The following is a 16,345-nucleotide window of genomic DNA, read 5'->3' as shown; positions in this document are numbered from 1 at the left end:
GTCCTTAGAAGCTATAACCATATAAAAGGATAAGGCAAAGGGTGCACAATCCTATACCGAGCAGCCCGGGCTTCATGTGCCGGCCTCTGTAGGCCAGATAGCCCAGCAGGACACCCAGCGCCTCCACTGTAAACAAAGCAACCCGCAGCGGGAGGCTCATGGTGTAAACGGAAGCCATGTGCAGCGCCTCGCCTGTATCCACCTGGATTTCTTCTGCCTGCAGGTAGAAATAGGTGATCACGATCAGCCCGATCAAACCGATTATCACAGAGGCGAATCCCATTTTCATATACCTGGTTACGCATAACCATCAAAAACAAACGAAGCGAGCTCTGCACAGTGATGGCAGGGCTCGCTTCGTTTGTTTCGCTTAGGAAATCTTACTGTTGTTCGTAATTGTTAGCCAAAAGCTTCACGGCGGGCAATTGCTCGAGTTCGGCTAAGATCACCTTCTCCGGGTAAGGTATAAGTTTAGGAGGCACACACATCAGGTTCAGGCTGTTGAGGTCGCCTGCAAAGTAGTTAAGATCAATAGCGGCGTTGACGCCAGCCAGCCGGCCTGTATCGGTATATTGCCAAAAGAGCCATTTGTCTTCGTGGTGAATGTCAGGCTCGATGGTATTGTAGCGGGCAATCCAGAAATGGTAGTCCTTGAAGTGCCCCTGCAGCCAGCGGCGGTAGAAGTTCTGGTTGGTATAGATGATGGGCTTCACGCCATAGTGCGCTGTAACGGCCTCCAGCCAGATACGCATATTCTTTCGCATGTCGGCCGGGGAGGTGTGCTTTTCAATCACTTCCACGTCCAGCACAGGCGGCAAATCGCCTTCATGCAACTCTACGGTATTGATGAACATCTCGATCTGGCCCTGCACCGGCGCGGCAGGTATAAAAAAATGATAGGCGCCCCGCTTGATGCCCACACGCTTTGTTTCGGCCCAGTTGCGGGCGAAGTAAGGGTCCAGCCTGTAGTCGTCCTGCGTTGCCTTTACGAATGCAAACGTCACGTCAGCGTCCCGTACCTGGTCCCAGTCCACTTCTTTCTGCCACTTGGACACGTCTATACCTTTCAGGCTCGAAGAAGTGATCAATGTGGTCTTCGTGGTAGCACCCGTGCTTTTGGCAGTAGTACCGTTATTTTTTGCATTATCGGAATTTCCGGAAGAAAGCCCGGTAAACATGAACGAAAGCAATAAGCCGGAGTAAGCCGCCTTGTGAGCGGCCAGGTAAAGTAAAGAAAACATCATAAAGGCTGGTTATCGGAATTCCAAACTAATAAGAAGACGCGACACTAACAACAGTGTACCCGGAATAATTTCAATTTTAAAATTAGATTTTCTGAATATATGACAAGGTATATCCGATGTTATGCCTGCCAGGTATAGGTATAAAACTTGGCAGGATTACTGCATTGCAGGACGGAACTAGAATGCGTAAATTAGCCCGATGATATTAAGAGCCGAACATCTATATAAAAAATATAAGTCGCGCATGGTCGTGAACGACGTGAGCGTGGAAGTGAACCAGGGCGAGATCGTGGGTCTGCTGGGGCCGAACGGTGCCGGTAAAACCACTTCGTTTTACATGATCGTGGGGCTGGTGAAGCCGAACGAGGGCCGTATTTTCCTCGACAAGGAAGATATCACCGACCTGCCCATGTACCAGCGCGCCAAGCGCGGCGTAGGCTACCTGGCGCAGGAAGCTTCGGTATTCCGGCAACTAACGGTGGAGGAGAACATCCTGGCCCCACTGGAGATGACGAATCGCCCGAAGAAAGAGCAGCTTGAGAAGGTGGAGGAACTGCTGGAGGAGTTCTCGCTCACGCACGTACGCAAAAACAAAGGCATTGTGCTGTCAGGAGGGGAGCGCCGCCGTACCGAGATCGCCCGCGCCCTGGCTGTTGACCCCAAATTCGTGCTGCTCGATGAACCCTTCGCTGGCGTGGACCCGATAGCCGTGGAAGAGATACAGAGCATCGTGGCCAAGCTTAAGAGCAAAAATATCGGCATCCTGATCACCGACCACAACGTAAACGAAACCCTTTCCATCACCGACCGCGCCTACCTGCTGTTTGAAGGCAAAATCCTGAAATCCGGTACCGCCGAAGAGCTCGCCGCCGACGAGCAGGTGCGCCGCGTATACCTGGGCAAGCACTTTGAGTTGAAGAGGAAGATTTAGGTTAAATTGTTAAATTGTTAAATGGTTGAATTGTTGTTTGAAGAGATATATGGAGGAGAAGAAATATCTTAAATTGAACGACATCGAAGCCTACAAGATCAGTTTTGCATTAAGTAATCATATCTGGGCTATCGTGATCGCCTGGAGCCATTTTCCTCAAAATACAGTAGGGCAGCAGTATGCTACGGCAGTAGATAGTATTTCAGCCAATATTGCAGAGGGGTTTGGCAGGTATGGGAAAAAAGACAAAATAAAGTTTTACCGCTATGCCCAAGGCTCCATGTACGAATCGTTTAATTGGACCGAGAAAGCAAGAGTACGTAAGCTGATTACAGAAGAGCAGTACCAGTACATACTAGGTGAGTTGAAGAAGCTGCCTATAGCAATTAATAGCTTGGTGAAGTGGACAAACAACAATTTAACCATTTAACAATTTAGCCTTCAGCCTTTGGAAATAATCAACTCAATCGTAACGTGGGTGATGAAGAAGCGGATTCATGACATTGATCTGTTTCGGAAGTACCCGCATGAAGTGCAGAACGAGCTGTTTCAGAACCTGATCAGCACGGCGAAGGGCACAGAGTTTGGCAAGAAGTATGGCTTCGGCGATATGAAGTCCGTGGAGACCTTTCAGGAGCGGGTGCCGGTTGCTGCTTACGAGGACCTATACCCTTATATAGAGCGGGTGATGAAGGGCGAACAGAATATCCTGTGGCCCAGCAAGATCGAGTGGTTTGCCAAATCGTCGGGTACCACCAACGCCCGTAGCAAGTTTATACCTGTCAGCCCGGAGTCGCTGGAAGACTGCCACTACAAGGGCGGCAAAGACATGCTCTCACTCTACGTCAACAACTACCCCGATACCAAGCTGTTCACAGGCAAGGGCCTTTCCATTGGGGGCAGCCATCATCCCAACGAGTTCAACGCCAAGACCTCCTGCGGCGATGTGTCGGCGGTGATCATGCAAAACCTGCCGATCTGGGCCGAGGCCATGCGCACGCCGCCGCTCAAAGTAGCGCTTATGGACAAGTGGGAAGAGAAGATCGAGAAAATGGTGGAGGTGACGGTGCCGGAGAACGTAACCAGCCTGAGCGGTGTACCTACCTGGACCTACGTGCTGCTGAAGCGCATTCTGGAAGTGACGGGCAAGCAGAATATCCTGGAGGTATGGCCGAACCTGGAGCTTTTTACGCACGGGGCTGTGGCCTTTGGGCCTTACCGGCAGCTGTTTAGGGATATCATCCCTTCTGATAAGATGCGTTACCTGGAGGTATACAATGCCTCGGAGGGCTTCTTCGGTATACAGGACCAGCGCGAAACCGAAGACGAAATGCTGCTGATGCTGGACTACGGCGTGTACTACGAGTTCATCCCGATGGAGCAGTTCGAGGAGGAGAACCCGAAAACGCTCACGCTGGACCAGGTAGAGCTAGGTAAAAATTACGCCATCGTGATCTCGACCAACGCCGGCCTGTGGCGCTATAAAATTGGCGATACCGTGCGCTTCACCAACCTGAGTCCTTACCGCATCAAGATATCAGGCCGCACGAAGCACTTCATCAATGCTTTTGGCGAGGAAGTAATCGTGGAGAATGCCGAAGAAGCCATTATAAGGGCATGCAAAGCCACTGGCGCGATCATCTCCAACTTCACGGCCGCACCTGTGTACATGGAGAGCGGCAAGCGTGGCGGGCACGAATGGCTGATTGAGTTCGAGAAGGAACCGGATAGCCTGCCCCGTTTCACCCAGGTGCTCGACGAAACCCTGCGCGAAGTGAACTCCGACTACGACGCCAAACGCCAGAACGACATCGCCCTGCAGGAGCCCATCGTGCACGCCGCCCCGAAGGGTACTTTCATGAACTGGCTCAGCAAAAAAGGCAAACTCGGCGGCCAGCATAAAGTGCCAAGGCTGAGTAATTCCAGAGAATACCTGGAGGAGATCTTAAATTTAGTGGAGAGCTAAAAATCAGAGAGAAGTACTTGAGGCCCCTGCAGCTATAACCTGCAGGGGCTTTTTCATGTTAAGTAAAATTATAGTACGCTACTCTATCTTTATTTCTGATATTTAGAGTGATGAGCGACCCAACCAATTAAGCACCAGCAACATGAAAGCAAGATCATACATGCCCAACCAGTTTGGTAAAGTCATAACCATGCTGCTGGTAGCCATTGGGCCCATGTTCACATCCTGCGAAAAGGAGGAAGGAGAGGTGGTGAACGATATTGCTATCGAACTCACTTTCAAAGACTCGTCTGGGAATGATCTATTGGATGCCAAAACTCCCCATGCTTATTCCCCTAGCAACATAGATTTGTACTACCTGACAAATGGAAAGCAGGAGCGCGTCTTTGACGGTAAACTGGATTATCCGAAGCAATTCTTTGTGTATCAAGCCGGGAGCCAATATGTCATGCGGCTTTTCCCGAGTCTGCAGGAAGAGAATATGCGAACCCAGACTTATATCAAGCTCAGTGAAACGGATACTGATACGATATCCTGTGCTGTAAAAAGGTGGGGGAAAAACAACCAGTCTGTTGCCGTAACCAGGGTATGGTATAACAATGAACTGGTGTGGGATGGAACGGGGCCAAGGTATATGGAGATCGTGAAATAAGGCGATGGCTCAGCGTGTTATTCAGACAGTAGGCGAATTCTGGAATAGTAGCCGTTACTCACTCCAGATTTCTCACTGTCGTTCGAAATGACAAAATGAAAATGCCCGGCAGGTATAGACTGCCGGGCATTTTCATTTTTAAGCCTTATCTCAGGTATAGCGACTAGCGAAGCAAACCATATAGGGATATAAACACCGCGAAACCCAAAACAAGCAGAAGCACCACATTCAGATAAACAGGTACCGTCTTGCCTTTCACTTCTTGGTAGTTAAAACCCTGAGCGGTTAACACCATAAACAGGAAGAGGTTAATGATGGTCAACACTCTGTTAATGGCGTTCCAGGAATTCTTGATCTCTAAAGTCATGGTACAGCCTTATATTATACTTAAATCGCCAACTTACGCGAGTTCGTTACAGTCAATAGAAGCCCCATGGCAAGCCCGCTTAATGTAAGTATGGAGCCAACAGCGATCAACTGTACAGCGCTCCCATTAACAACTTCAAAATCGCTAAACTCTGACAGAACGGCCAAAAAAGCGACGAAGCTGACTGCTGTGGTGAACACACCCAGGCTGGCCCCTACTAATTTATTCTGCCATACCGCTTGAACAATAAGCGCAACCATAATGCCCAAGGCAACGAAGCTAAAATTTTCTTTGGCAAGCAGGTCACCAAAGAACCAGAGTGCAGCCAATCCGATGAAGTAGGTATAGGGAAGTACCTTATTTTTCTGCTCTATTAATTTATTGGATCTTACCATATACATGGGGCCAAAAAATTATCCATTCATCATTTTTAATTACTCATTACTCGAGAAAGCTGCTCATAAAGCCGCCTTCCTTCTTGGCGTTCTCGCCGTGTGGCATCAGGGCCTGGATCAGCTTCTTCACTGGCATGGACTGCAGCCATACTCTGCCGGTGCCTCGCAAGGTGGCCAGGAACAAGCCTTCCCCGCCAAAGATCATGGACTTGAGTCCGCCGGCCTGCTGTATGCTGAAATCTATACCTAGCTCGAACGCCACCACACAGCCTGTGTCCACGCGCAGGGTCTCGTTGTTGAGCTCTTTCTCTACGATGGTGCCGCCCGCATGCAGGAAGGCCAGTCCATCGCCGGTGAGTTTCTGCAGGATAAAGCCCTCGCCACCGAACAGGCCGGATCCGAGTTTCTGATTGAAGTGCATGGCCAGTTTGGTACCCAGCGCCGCTGCCAGGAAAGCATCTCGCTGTGCAATCAGTGTGTTGCCGGTGAGCTGCTGCAGGTCGATGGGCAGGATGGTACCGGGGTAGGGGGCCGAGAAAGCGACCCGGCTCTTGCCATGGCCACGGTGCGTAAAGTGTGTCATAAACAGCGACTCACCCGTGATCAGGCGGCTGCCCATCGAGACCAGTTTGCCCAGAAAACCCTGGCTGGGGTTGGAGCCGTCGCCCATTTTGGTCTGGAAGTCGATGCCTTCTTCCATGTAGACCATGGCGCCGGCCTCGGCAATAACCGTTTCGTTGGGGTCGAGTTCGATTTCGAGTACCTGTATGTCATTACCGAAAATGCGGAAGTCGATTTCGTGTGCGTTTCTCATAGTTTTTAGGACGTGATGTTCAGGCAGACAAGATAACAAATTATCTAATCCACTTCATCGTCTTCGTCCTCTTCCACGCTGCCTTTTTTTCGGCGGGCTTTGGGCAGGTCCTTGTCGTCCTCGTCATCTGAAACGGAGCTGGTGCCTTTCACAAAGTCCTCGTCGGTTTCCTCCACTTCTTCACCCTCCTCTATGTGAAACTCTTCTTCCTCTTTCTTGGCACGCTCGGCAGCGTCGCGCTTCACCAGTTTTTTGTCCTCCACGTTCTTGTTCAGGAACTCGTTGATCTGGTCGATGGAGTAGTTGGAGATGATCTCGCCCTGCTTGTTTACCTTGATCTCGAAGCCCTCGAGGTCTTTGTGCACACGGGTTTTCTTCTTTGAGCTTTTATTTTCTTTCTTATCCTTAGCCATACCTTGGGTCTGTTGCTTTCTGAAGTATAAGGCGAAACGACCAAATAGTTACACACAGGTATAGTAGGCAGGTATAAAAAAGGCGGCTACCCCTTCCGGAATAGCCGCCTCTGTCAGGTATAAGGTATAGCCTAAGCCGTCGCGTACTGGCTCAGTGCGCTGATGGCAGCGTCTATGCGGTTCTGCGTTTCCTCACGGCCAATCACTTCGATGATCTGCATCAAATCAGGACCCGCCTCGGCACCGGTCACGGCCAGGCGAAGTGCCTGCATCACCATGCCGATCTTCATGCCGTGACGCTCCAGAATGCTTACCAGCAAATCTTTTACGGTATCGGCGTTGAAGTCGCTCAAGGTGGACAGCTCGTTGCGGAAATCCGTAAAAACGGCCACTGACTGGCTGTTCCACTTCTTGGAGGCCACTTTCTCGCTGTACTCGGTTGGCGCCACGAAGAAGTAGGCCGCCTCACGCCAGAATTCCTGCGGGAAGCTCACCCGCTCCTTCATCAGGCCGGCGATCTTCTCGGCTTTCTCAGGCGAGCAAGAAATGTTGTGCTCTTCCAGTGCCTTCAGCAGGTAACCTGCCAACTCGGCGTCTGGCTTGGCGCGCAGGTACTGCTCGTTGAACCAACGGGCTTTCTGTATGTCGAAGCGGGTGCCGGACTTGCCGATGCGCTCGATAGAGAATTCATTTGCCAGCTCTTCCATCGAGAAGATCTCCTGCTGCGTGCCCGGGTTCCAGCCCAAAAAGGCCAGGAAGTTAATGAAAGCTTCCGGAATGTAGCCTGCCTCACGGTAGCCAGAGGAAACCTCGCTGGTAAACGGATCTACCCAGCGGAGCGGGAATACCGGGAAGCCCAGCTTGTCGCCGTCACGCTTGCTCAGTTTGCCGTTGCCGTCTGGCTTTAGCAAAAGCGGCAGGTGTGCGAACTCCGGCATGGTGTCTTCCCAACCCAGGTAGCGGTATAGCAACACGTGCAGCGGCGCAGATGGCAACCACTCCTCACCCCGGATCACATGCGTGATCTTCATCAGGTGGTCGTCCACGATGTTGGCCAGGTGGTAGGTCGGCATACCGTCCGACTTCATGAGTACTTTATCGTCGATGGCAGAAGAGTGTACCATGACCCAACCACGGATCAGGTCTTTCAAACGAACCTCTTCCTTGCGCGGCACTTTCAGGCGGATCACGTACGGGTCGCCTGATTCCAGACGCTTCTTCACTTCATCCTCCGGCAGCGTGAGAGAATTCTTCATCGTCATACGGGTGATGGCGTTGTACTGGGGCGTGGCTACCTTGGCAGCCTTCAGGCGCTCGCGCATTTCGTCCAGCTCCTCGGCCGTGTCGAAAGCGTAGTAAGCATGGCCGCTCTCGATGAGTTGCATGGCATACTGCATGTACATCGGCTTGCGCTCCGACTGGCGGTATGGCGCGTAAGGGCCGCCGTCCCATGGGCTCTCGTCCAGCTCGATGCCGCACCACTCCAGCGACTCGCGGATGTAGTCTTCAGCACCCGGCACAAAACGGTTCTGGTCGGTGTCCTCGATGCGCAAAATCATTTTGCCGCCGGTTTTCTTGGCAAGCAAAAAGTTGTAAAGGGCCGTGCGAACACCGCCGATATGGAGAGGCCCTGTCGGGCTCGGGGCAAAGCGTACTCTAACTTCTCTTTCCATGTATGGTTATATCAAAAAGGCATTGCTAATTCAGGCACAAAGGTACAAAATAAATTTTCGTTTCGGTAAGTGTTACGTGCTCTAACCTATACCTGTACGAGGTTCAGGTATAAACATAACCTTTCATCTGCGTATCAGTTTTAGGATAGTATCCCTTACCACCCCATGCCCCGCAAGACGCTGAAAAAGATATGGTGCCTGCTCCAGGAGGCTGGCCTTGAGTTCATCGAGAACAACTCCTTCCAAAAAGGGGCGGCGCTGGCCTATTACACCATTTTCGCGCTGCCGCCCATTCTGCTGATCATCATCAACGCCACCGGTTATTTTTTTGGGGAACAGGCTGTCTCGGGAGAGATCTATTACCAGATTCGGGAGACGATCGGCTCGGAGGCCGCTTTTGCCGTGCAGCGCATGGTGGAGAGCATCAACGACATCACCTCCTTCAACTTTGCGACCGCTATCATTGTATTTACGCTGTTTATAGCGGCTACAGGTGTTTTTGTGTCATTGCAGGAATCGCTGAATGAGGTATGGTACGTGCGGCCCGCCCCCAAGCGCGGCTACGTCAAGCTGATCCTCGACCGTTTCCTGTCCTTCGCCATGATTCTGGCCATCGCCATTCTGCTCATCGTGTCGCTGCTGGCTAATACCATCCTGGTCGCCGTCGGGGATTTCCTGGAGGCCCGGTTGGCTGGCTGGGTTGTGTACGTGATGCGCGGTGTCAACCTGGTGTCGGGCTTTGTGCTGATGACCTTCATGTTCGGCTGCATCTACCGTTTCCTGCCCGATGCCAAGATCAAGTGGCGCGACGTGTGGGTAGGCGCGCTGGTGACGTCGGGCCTCTTTGCCATCGGCCGCGAGATCATCGGGCTATACCTGGGCACGAGCAACGTCACCTCCATCTACGGGGCGGCGGGTTCAGTTATTGTGATTCTGCTGTGGGTGTTCTATACCTCGCAGATCATCTTTTTCGGGGCCGTGTTCACGTTCGTCTACTCCCGCAAGTATGGCTTCAACATTTACCCCGCCGAGTATGCCGTGCGCTTCATCCGGCAGGAAATAGAAGTAGGCCACACGGCCGTGAACGCCGAGCCAGGCAAGTTCACCAAGGATATTTATGGAGAAGAGGAAGCGAAGGAGGCCGCTAAATCCGATGAGCACGATAAGACGGCGGGGGAGGGGATTTAGAGGCAATAGTATGAAGCAGCCAAGTATAACGACAGATTTCTATCGGGTGGCGAGACTTAAATTGCTGTGAAGTATTATTTCATAAGCTCACTATCAAGAATAAGCACAAAATACAGGACTTAGAAGTTAACTAAAGGATAGTTGCTAAAAGTATAGAAAATTGTCAATTAAGAAGAAGAAAATACTTTCATCGCTTCCATACACATGCATCAACTTATCCCATGTTTTGTTACTAAAATTAAATCTATTCCCACTGCTATCGCTGTAACTCCATTTATTTAAGATATCCTTTTTCAGATAGGCTTGTTCTTTGTCTGATCTAAACTCTAAGTTCCCGGAGAGATCTCTTTTTATAGAGATTTTAAAATCATCTCTCTTTTCTTCATATGTTAGATTGCCAAAAATATCCCTTCCGACCTCAACTCTATTATTCTTATTGTCCTCAATTATTACCTTATCGAATATGTCTACATCAAATTTTGCTTTATATCCTCTTTCTAGGCTATATCTATTAATGATATATCTGAAGAAGTCTATTTTAGCTTCCTCATCTTTTATTAAGTATTTATAATTCAGGTCAAGGTATTTTTTCTTGAAAACTAGTTCGTTGTTGGTATTGTCGCTAAATATCAGATTGTTAAAAATGTCTTTCTTCAAAGAAGCTGTATATCGATTTTCTTTGGATTCATAATGTAAATCTCCGAAGATATCGAATTGAATGCGCTGAGCGTGTGATAGCTGGCTGATAACTATTAATGATAGTAGAATAAAATACTTCTTCATAGACATTGTATCATCTGCAACATTGACTGTTTAAGAAATCAAAAGAATGGTTATGGAAGCTATATAAATTGCGAGGGCAAAAAGTGGTCCATAATTATAATAAGTCTAACGGGGTGGTACAGCCTGTATGCGCGGCAGAGCCGAGCATACAGGCTGTACTCTGTTGTATGGTCTTGTTCTTAATTTGTTTTAAAGGTACTGCCAACAGTTCAGACTAAAATGCATTATAAGAGCTTTATAAGTTTTTTAGTTCTATCAACTGAGAGTGTATATTTTTAGGATTAGCTACTTGCTTCCGGAGCATTAATTTAAATCTCTAAGTGTCTTCATTTGAGCATAGTGACTGTACCCTTTCTTTTATAATCGGTAATTGACTCGCCTTCTATACACATATAATCAACGTACCAGTAGTAAACTCCTGTTGCGCAATCACTTCCTTTATATTTCCCATCCCAGCCTTTCTCTATGTCATTACTCTCAAAAACCAGATTTCCCCAGCGGTTATAAATCTGAGATTTGAACCTGGCAATTTTAGTACTGGATCTAAATTGAAACACATCATTGTATCCGTCTCCATTCGGGGTAAACACGTTAAAAGTCTCCAGAGTACAGGACGTAGGATTGGGTTCTGGCACTTTCTTTTCAACTATATTATCGATCAGGATATTACCGAAATAAGTTGGAGAGCCGGTATAGTAAACTTCTAAAATAAGGTAGCCAATTTCCTGTAGCTTCGGAACAATACTGAAATCATAAGTTTGCCAGGTTGTATGATCTATTTTCGGTGATTCCCATAATAGTTCTGTTTTTTGGCAGTTATTAACTCCTCCCCATAATCTAAGTATAGTAGGATTCGCATAGGAGATGAAGTTTCCGTTGTCATCATCATGACCTTGCGTAGCAGAATAGGCAAGATCAACACTAAAGTCATACCGCTTAGCGGCTTTTAACTTTGAAGATAGTTGAATCTGGGCGTCTTCGGTAGAATTGGCATAAGGGCCATTGTTTCCCCTTGTAACTAACCCCAAATAAGTATTTCCATGAGATGGAGGAGTTGTTGTTTTCCAGGCCCCTGGCTGCGTATCTGGCGTACTGTAATAGTGGCACCTTGCCCAGGATAAAGGAATATTGTTCGCACCGGTGGGAGTGTTCTCAAAAGAAGGGTTTGTTATTAATTGAGCATATCCCCTTAAGGTGTTACAAAACAAGATTATTAGCAAAACGGAGCGAACAACAAAGGTCATTTTTATTTAAAGATTGGTTGAGTTGATTTCTATATTAAACCATACTTAATGGAGCATTCAAAAGAGGCTCATGTGAGCATGCTACTTGTTGAGTTTCCGTTTTTATAGTGTTATTACAAATGTGGTGGCTAGGACACACCTAAGTATGCTTCAGGTTTTGTTTTATGAAGGTGTTTTTATCTTTACTATAAGTCTTACCAGAATATAGATAGGAAGAGCCAGCACTGCTGTAGAAATCAAGCCTGTAAGCACAGAAAGATTCCGCCCAACGTCACTCGTTAATCTGAACATTGCAGCTTCTTGCTCTTCAGTTACTTCATCACTAGAAAAGAGACCATCACTGTTTAAGTCATACCTGTTTACATCCCATTGAGCATACACATCCTCAAAAGTGGCTCCGCCAACAATGAGACCATAGAAAGCGATAAGTATTGTAGCCGTAATCCACAGAGACCTCTTCTTGCTGTTGCTGAACAATTTCTTTCTTCTAATAAAAATCAGGTAAAGAAATACTATGCAAGCAATCGCTGGAAGTAACAGATGGTATGGTATAGATATTGGCTCCATCATTCTTTCAATTTCATACAACTGTTAGTATAAATGACGGCGAAGGCCGCCGGCCGAGGTGACATTTATGCAATGTTATGTGCTGGCTTTTTTATGATTTTAACCTAATATCTCTTCGGTATCATTTATTAATTTTTGAATTTCCAAATCAAGCTTATTCCTTTTAATTTTTTCTTTGAGTAGTTCCAGTCTTTTTAAGATAGTTGATTGAAAGAATTTTTGTCGGTCACGTTCATTAAGTCCGAAAAAGTTATTTTGGTCGAGTATAATTGGAATCCCAATGGATTTTTCTTTTCGTCTATAACTTCCCATTTCCTTCAAGGCTTCACGATAAGTCGGAATGGGATTTACGTAAATTTCAAATAATATGAGATGAAAGTCCTGACCGTAGGTTTGCCACTTTAAAGCCTTTAGTTTTTCTTTCAATCCTTCATTCCCCCATAAGTAATCTTTAACCAATTCTTGGTTTGATTCACCTGCTTGAAAACTCGCATAAAATCCAAAAAGATTGTTCCCTGCTATTGCTGTCATATTCTAAACAGTCTTTCTTAAGGTTGCACATAACTACTGTATAAACGGAATAAACATACGGTTTTTTGTCGATTTCAACAGATAGGCGTAACTGGATTACTGAATATTCTATACATGAAAATACCTCCAACCCCATCATCAAAAGACAGAGCTGGAGGTATAGTATTTACTAATTTAAGCTTTTCTACAAAGCCGCAATACAGGAAATCTCAACATTCACATCCTTCGGCAGGCGGCTTACTTCCACAGTCTCGCGGGCAGGTGGGTTGGCGGTGAAGTAGCTGCCATATACCTCGTTTATTTTGCCGAAGTTGCCCAGGTCTTTCACGAAGATGGAGCACTTGAGTACATTGTCGAAGCCCATGCCGGCCTCTTGCAGAATGGCAAACAGGTTCTTCATGACCTGGTGCGTTTCCTCCTCGATGGTGCCGCTTACCAACTCGCCGCTTTGTGGGTCCAGTGGGATTTGTCCCGAAACATACATGGTGCCGTTGTGAAGCGTTGCCTGGCTGTAAGGCCCGATAGCGGCTGGTGCGTTGGCGGATGTGATGATGCTATGATTCATAGTCTGATTTATTTTAATGTGTATCTTTATGATCAAAAGTACAGAAATATGCACATACTTGTTTTGTCTGGCGATGAAATGGCCGCTGAGTTTCGACAGAAGTTTCCGGAAGGAGCAAACGGCAACACCTATACCTTCCTCCACAGCCGCCACCTGACCGATGAGCAGCTGAAGCCTTCTGATATCGTGTTTGACTTCCTGCTGCACGAGGAACCCGAGCGCCTGTGCCATTATGCACCGGAACAAGTCGTGTTTTGCCAGGCGGTAACAAAGCAGCTGGCCGCACTCGTGCACGAGTCATGCTTAGAGACTACCTGCACGCTGTTCGGTTTCAACGGGCTGCCTACCATGCTCAACCGGCCGGTGCTGGAGGTAAGCCTATACCAGCAGAGCGACGCCGAAAAACTGCACCAGGTATGTGAGCAACTCGTTACAGAGTATCAGTTGGTAGCAGACCGCGCAGGTATGGCCACACCGCGCATCCTGTGTATGATCATCAACGAAGCCTGCTATACCTTGCAGGAGGGCACGGCCTCTATCCAGGACATAGATCTGGGCATGAAGCTCGGCACCAACTACCCGCACGGCCCCTTCGAGTGGGCCAATGCGATAGGTATAGCCAACGTCTATAAGGTGCTGAAGGCCATGTACGAAGACACCAGAGAAGAGCGCTACAAGATCTGCCCGCTGCTCAAGACGAAGTACCTGAGAGGGGAAAAGTTTGAGGTGTAATATTGGTGTGGGTTAAGGGGTTCTCAGGATTCTCGGGAACGATTGTCATCCTCCTTCCCCCTTCAAAGGGGACCATCGACTACTGCTTTCCCACCTGTCATCCTGGAAGGATCTTGATTGAAGGGAGATCAGGCTCTCGCTACATCTCCCCTGCCACTCCCGAGAGGGGAACCTCCTACAACTTCAAGGTATAAGTGTTTTGGTTACAGCAGTCCTTTTGCTTTACCGGGTCTAGCCACCCCTGCCCCTCCTTGTCAAAGGAGGGGAGCCTGTAGTTGCTGCCACTTTACAGGTATAAGCGCATCGGATAAACGGCTGCTACCGAGAGTGGCGGTTAGATCAACAAAAAAGGGGAAGCCGATTGGCTTCCCCTTCTCTTTTATACCTAAATAAAATTACTCCACCGTCACAGACTTCGCCAAATTACGGGGCTGGTCTACGTTACAGCCGCGCATCACCGCGATGTGGTACGACAGTAACTGCAGCGGAATAACAGACAGCAGCGGCACCAGGTGCTCACTCGTCTCCGGAATCTCGATCACATGGTCTGCCATAGCAGGTATAGTGGTGTCGCCTTCCGTCACCACGGCGATGATCCTGCCTTTGCGGGCCTTCACCTCCTGTATGTTCGATACGATCTTCTCGTAAGAGCTGTCTTTCGTAGCGATCACTACCACCGGCATGTGCTGGTCGATCAGCGCGATCGGGCCGTGCTTCATTTCAGCAGCAGGATAGCCTTCGGCGTGGATGTAAGAGATCTCTTTCAGCTTCAGGGCGCCTTCCAGAGCAACCGGGAAGTTGTAACCGCGACCCAGGTATAGGAAGTTCGTAGCGTCTTTGTACTGCTCCGAAATTTGGACGATCTGGTCGTTCAGCTCCAGCGCCTTCTCTACTTTGGCCGGAATGCTTTCCAGCTCCACCATCAGCTGGCGCAGCTTGGTTGTTTCCAGCGTGCCGCGCTTGCTGCCCAGGATCATGGCGATCAGCGACAACACCGTTACCTGTGCCGTGAAGGCTTTGGTAGAGGCTACGCCAATCTCAGGACCCGCGTGGGTATAGGCACCGGCGTCCGTAGCGCGGGCGATAGAAGATCCCACCACGTTGCAGATACCGAAGATCGTAGCGCCCTTCGACTTCGCCAGTTCCAGCGCAGCCAGCGTATCAGCCGTCTCACCAGACTGCGAAATCGCCACCACAATGTCGCGCTCGCTCAGGATCGGGTTGCGGTAACGGAACTCAGAGGCGTACTCCACTTCCACAGGTATGCGGGCGAGGTCCTCGATGAGGTATTCGGCCACCAGACCGGCGTGCCAGGACGTACCGCAGGCCACGATGATAATGCGCTCTGCATTCACAAATTTGTTTTCGAACTCACGGATGCCGCCCATCATCATGTGGTCGCTCTCAGCGATCATGCGTCCGCGCATGCTGTCGAGGATAGAGCGTGGCTGCTCAAAGATCTCCTTCAGCATGAAGTGCGGGTAGCCGCCTTTCTCAATCGACTCCAGGGCCATTTCAAGGCGCTGTACGTAAGGTGTTTGCACCACGTCCTCTTTGGTGCGGATCTCCAACTCACCGTTTTTGATCACCACCAGTTCGTAGTCATTGATGTACACTACATCGTTGGTATACTCAATGATCGGGGTCGCGTCAGAAGCGAGGAAGTATTCGCCCTCGCCTATACCTACCACCAGCGGGCTGCCTTTACGGGCGGCGATCAGCTGGTTATGGTCGTCTTTCGAAAGCACCACGATGGCATAAGCACCCACCACTTCGTGCAGGGCCAGACGCACCGCTTCGGCCAGCGTACAGTTGCTGTTCTGCTTAATGTCTTCGATCAGGTTAATGAAAACCTCCGAGTCCGTTTCAGACTGGAAAGTATGGCCTTTCTCGATGAGGAGCTGCTTCAGGGAAGCATAGTTTTCGATAATGCCGTTGTGGATGATGGCAATGTTCTTGGAGCTAGAGTAGTGCGGGTGTGCATTTACATCGTTCGGCTCGCCGTGGGTAGCCCAGCGGGTGTGGCCCATACCGATGTGGCCGTGCACATCTTTGTCTGCAATAAACTCCTCAAGGTCGCTTACCTTGCCTTTTCTTTTGAAGATGTTTAAACCTCCGTTCATCAGGGCTATTCCTGCGCTGTCATAGCCTCTGTACTCAAGTCGTTTCAAGCCTTTTAGGACTATAGGGCAAGCTTCTCTGTGCCCTACGTATGCTACAATTCCGCACATATAGTATAAAATTTCATTAAAAAAATAAAGGGTACCCGTAAAGGTACCC

Annotated in this window: 19 protein-coding genes; 6 read left to right on the top strand and 13 right to left on the bottom strand. The window is 48.9% G+C overall.

All coding sequences use genetic code 11. The features are described from left to right. Window positions 1-4: 4 nt before the first annotated feature. Both IEV97_RS06720 and IEV97_RS06715 read right to left on the bottom strand, forming a co-directional pair. Window positions 5-289, bottom strand: coding sequence for a hypothetical protein (locus IEV97_RS06720; RefSeq protein ID WP_188500735.1), 285 nt, complete (start codon window positions 287-289; stop codon window positions 5-7). Between the two features lie 91 nt (window positions 290-380). Continuing rightward, a complete protein-coding gene (locus IEV97_RS06715) occupies window positions 381-1,244 on the bottom strand; it encodes a glycoside hydrolase family 25 protein (protein ID WP_188500734.1) in 864 nt (287 codons plus the stop codon). Between the two features lie 199 nt (window positions 1,245-1,443). Between IEV97_RS06715 and lptB the strand changes: the two genes are divergently transcribed. The 4 genes from lptB to IEV97_RS06695 all read left to right on the top strand — a co-directional run bounded on the left by lptB (window position 1,444) and on the right by IEV97_RS06695 (window position 4,793). Next, on the top strand, window positions 1,444-2,175 hold the full coding sequence (lptB, locus tag IEV97_RS06710) for an LPS export ABC transporter ATP-binding protein (RefSeq protein WP_076668514.1): 732 nt from the start codon (window positions 1,444-1,446) through the stop codon (window positions 2,173-2,175). Window positions 2,176-2,224: 49 nt separating this feature from the next. Beyond that, window positions 2,225-2,605 (top strand): four helix bundle protein, encoded by a 381-nt coding sequence (locus tag IEV97_RS06705; RefSeq protein WP_188500733.1) that lies wholly within the window; start codon window positions 2,225-2,227, stop codon window positions 2,603-2,605. 18 nt (window positions 2,606-2,623) lie between these two features. After that, window positions 2,624-4,141 (top strand): GH3 auxin-responsive promoter family protein, encoded by a 1,518-nt coding sequence (locus IEV97_RS06700; RefSeq protein WP_505801604.1) that lies wholly within the window; start codon window positions 2,624-2,626, stop codon window positions 4,139-4,141. Between the two features lie 142 nt (window positions 4,142-4,283). Next, window positions 4,284-4,793: a hypothetical protein gene (locus IEV97_RS06695; RefSeq protein ID WP_188500732.1), complete on the top strand. Its 510-nt coding sequence runs from the start codon at window positions 4,284-4,286 to the stop codon at window positions 4,791-4,793. Between the two features lie 163 nt (window positions 4,794-4,956). On the opposite strand, the gene IEV97_RS06690 is transcribed toward IEV97_RS06695, so the two are convergent. From IEV97_RS06690 to gltX, 5 genes are all read right to left on the bottom strand, one after another. Further along, complete coding sequence (locus IEV97_RS06690; RefSeq protein ID WP_188500731.1) at window positions 4,957-5,160, bottom strand: hypothetical protein; 204 nt, start codon at window positions 5,158-5,160, stop codon at window positions 4,957-4,959. A gap of 20 nt (window positions 5,161-5,180) precedes the next feature. Beyond that, window positions 5,181-5,555, bottom strand: coding sequence for a hypothetical protein (locus IEV97_RS06685; RefSeq protein WP_188500730.1), 375 nt, complete (start codon window positions 5,553-5,555; stop codon window positions 5,181-5,183). A 46-nt stretch (window positions 5,556-5,601) separates the two neighbouring features. Next, on the bottom strand, window positions 5,602-6,369 hold the full coding sequence (locus tag IEV97_RS06680) for a TIGR00266 family protein (RefSeq protein ID WP_188500729.1): 768 nt from the start codon (window positions 6,367-6,369) through the stop codon (window positions 5,602-5,604). A gap of 44 nt (window positions 6,370-6,413) precedes the next feature. Next, window positions 6,414-6,782, bottom strand: a complete 369-nt coding sequence (locus tag IEV97_RS06675; RefSeq protein ID WP_188500728.1) for a hypothetical protein — start codon at window positions 6,780-6,782, stop codon at window positions 6,414-6,416. Window positions 6,783-6,913: 131 nt separating this feature from the next. Continuing rightward, a complete protein-coding gene (gltX, locus tag IEV97_RS06670; protein WP_188500727.1) occupies window positions 6,914-8,455 on the bottom strand; it encodes a glutamate--tRNA ligase in 1,542 nt (513 codons plus the stop codon). 165 nt (window positions 8,456-8,620) lie between these two features. Here gltX and IEV97_RS06665 point away from each other — a divergent pair, with 165 nt between their 5' ends. After that, on the top strand, window positions 8,621-9,643 hold the full coding sequence (locus IEV97_RS06665; RefSeq protein ID WP_188500726.1) for a YihY/virulence factor BrkB family protein: 1,023 nt from the start codon (window positions 8,621-8,623) through the stop codon (window positions 9,641-9,643). A gap of 144 nt (window positions 9,644-9,787) precedes the next feature. Here the strand turns inward: IEV97_RS06665 and IEV97_RS06660 are convergent, their stop codons facing one another. The 5 genes from IEV97_RS06660 to IEV97_RS06640 form a co-directional block, all read right to left on the bottom strand. Further along, a complete protein-coding gene (locus tag IEV97_RS06660; RefSeq protein ID WP_188500725.1) occupies window positions 9,788-10,426 on the bottom strand; it encodes a hypothetical protein in 639 nt (212 codons plus the stop codon). A gap of 326 nt (window positions 10,427-10,752) precedes the next feature. Beyond that, on the bottom strand, window positions 10,753-11,670 hold the full coding sequence (locus IEV97_RS06655) for a T9SS type B sorting domain-containing protein (protein ID WP_188500724.1): 918 nt from the start codon (window positions 11,668-11,670) through the stop codon (window positions 10,753-10,755). Window positions 11,671-11,832: 162 nt separating this feature from the next. Further along, on the bottom strand, window positions 11,833-12,240 hold the full coding sequence (locus IEV97_RS06650; RefSeq protein ID WP_188500723.1) for a hypothetical protein: 408 nt from the start codon (window positions 12,238-12,240) through the stop codon (window positions 11,833-11,835). A gap of 96 nt (window positions 12,241-12,336) precedes the next feature. Further along, on the bottom strand, window positions 12,337-12,768 hold the full coding sequence (locus tag IEV97_RS06645; RefSeq protein WP_188500722.1) for an Imm44 family immunity protein: 432 nt from the start codon (window positions 12,766-12,768) through the stop codon (window positions 12,337-12,339). Window positions 12,769-12,952: 184 nt separating this feature from the next. Further along, window positions 12,953-13,333, bottom strand: a complete 381-nt coding sequence (locus tag IEV97_RS06640; protein ID WP_188500721.1) for a RidA family protein — start codon at window positions 13,331-13,333, stop codon at window positions 12,953-12,955. A 48-nt stretch (window positions 13,334-13,381) separates the two neighbouring features. Here IEV97_RS06640 and IEV97_RS06635 point away from each other — a divergent pair, with 48 nt between their 5' ends. After that, window positions 13,382-14,065, top strand: a complete 684-nt coding sequence (locus IEV97_RS06635) for a 3-hydroxyacyl-CoA dehydrogenase family protein (RefSeq protein WP_188500720.1) — start codon at window positions 13,382-13,384, stop codon at window positions 14,063-14,065. Between the two features lie 395 nt (window positions 14,066-14,460). Here IEV97_RS06635 and glmS read toward each other — a convergent pair whose 3' ends face one another. Beyond that, window positions 14,461-16,296, bottom strand: a complete 1,836-nt coding sequence (gene glmS / locus IEV97_RS06630) for a glutamine--fructose-6-phosphate transaminase (isomerizing) (RefSeq protein ID WP_188500719.1) — start codon at window positions 16,294-16,296, stop codon at window positions 14,461-14,463. Between the last annotated feature and the right edge of the window lie 49 nt (window positions 16,297-16,345).

The sequence above is a fragment of the Pontibacter amylolyticus genome, assembly GCF_014638845.1.
GTDB lineage: Bacteria > Bacteroidota > Bacteroidia > Cytophagales > Hymenobacteraceae > Pontibacter > Pontibacter amylolyticus.
The sequence above is the reverse complement of the archived record's forward strand: the minus strand, read 5'-3'. Positions and strand labels throughout refer to the sequence as shown.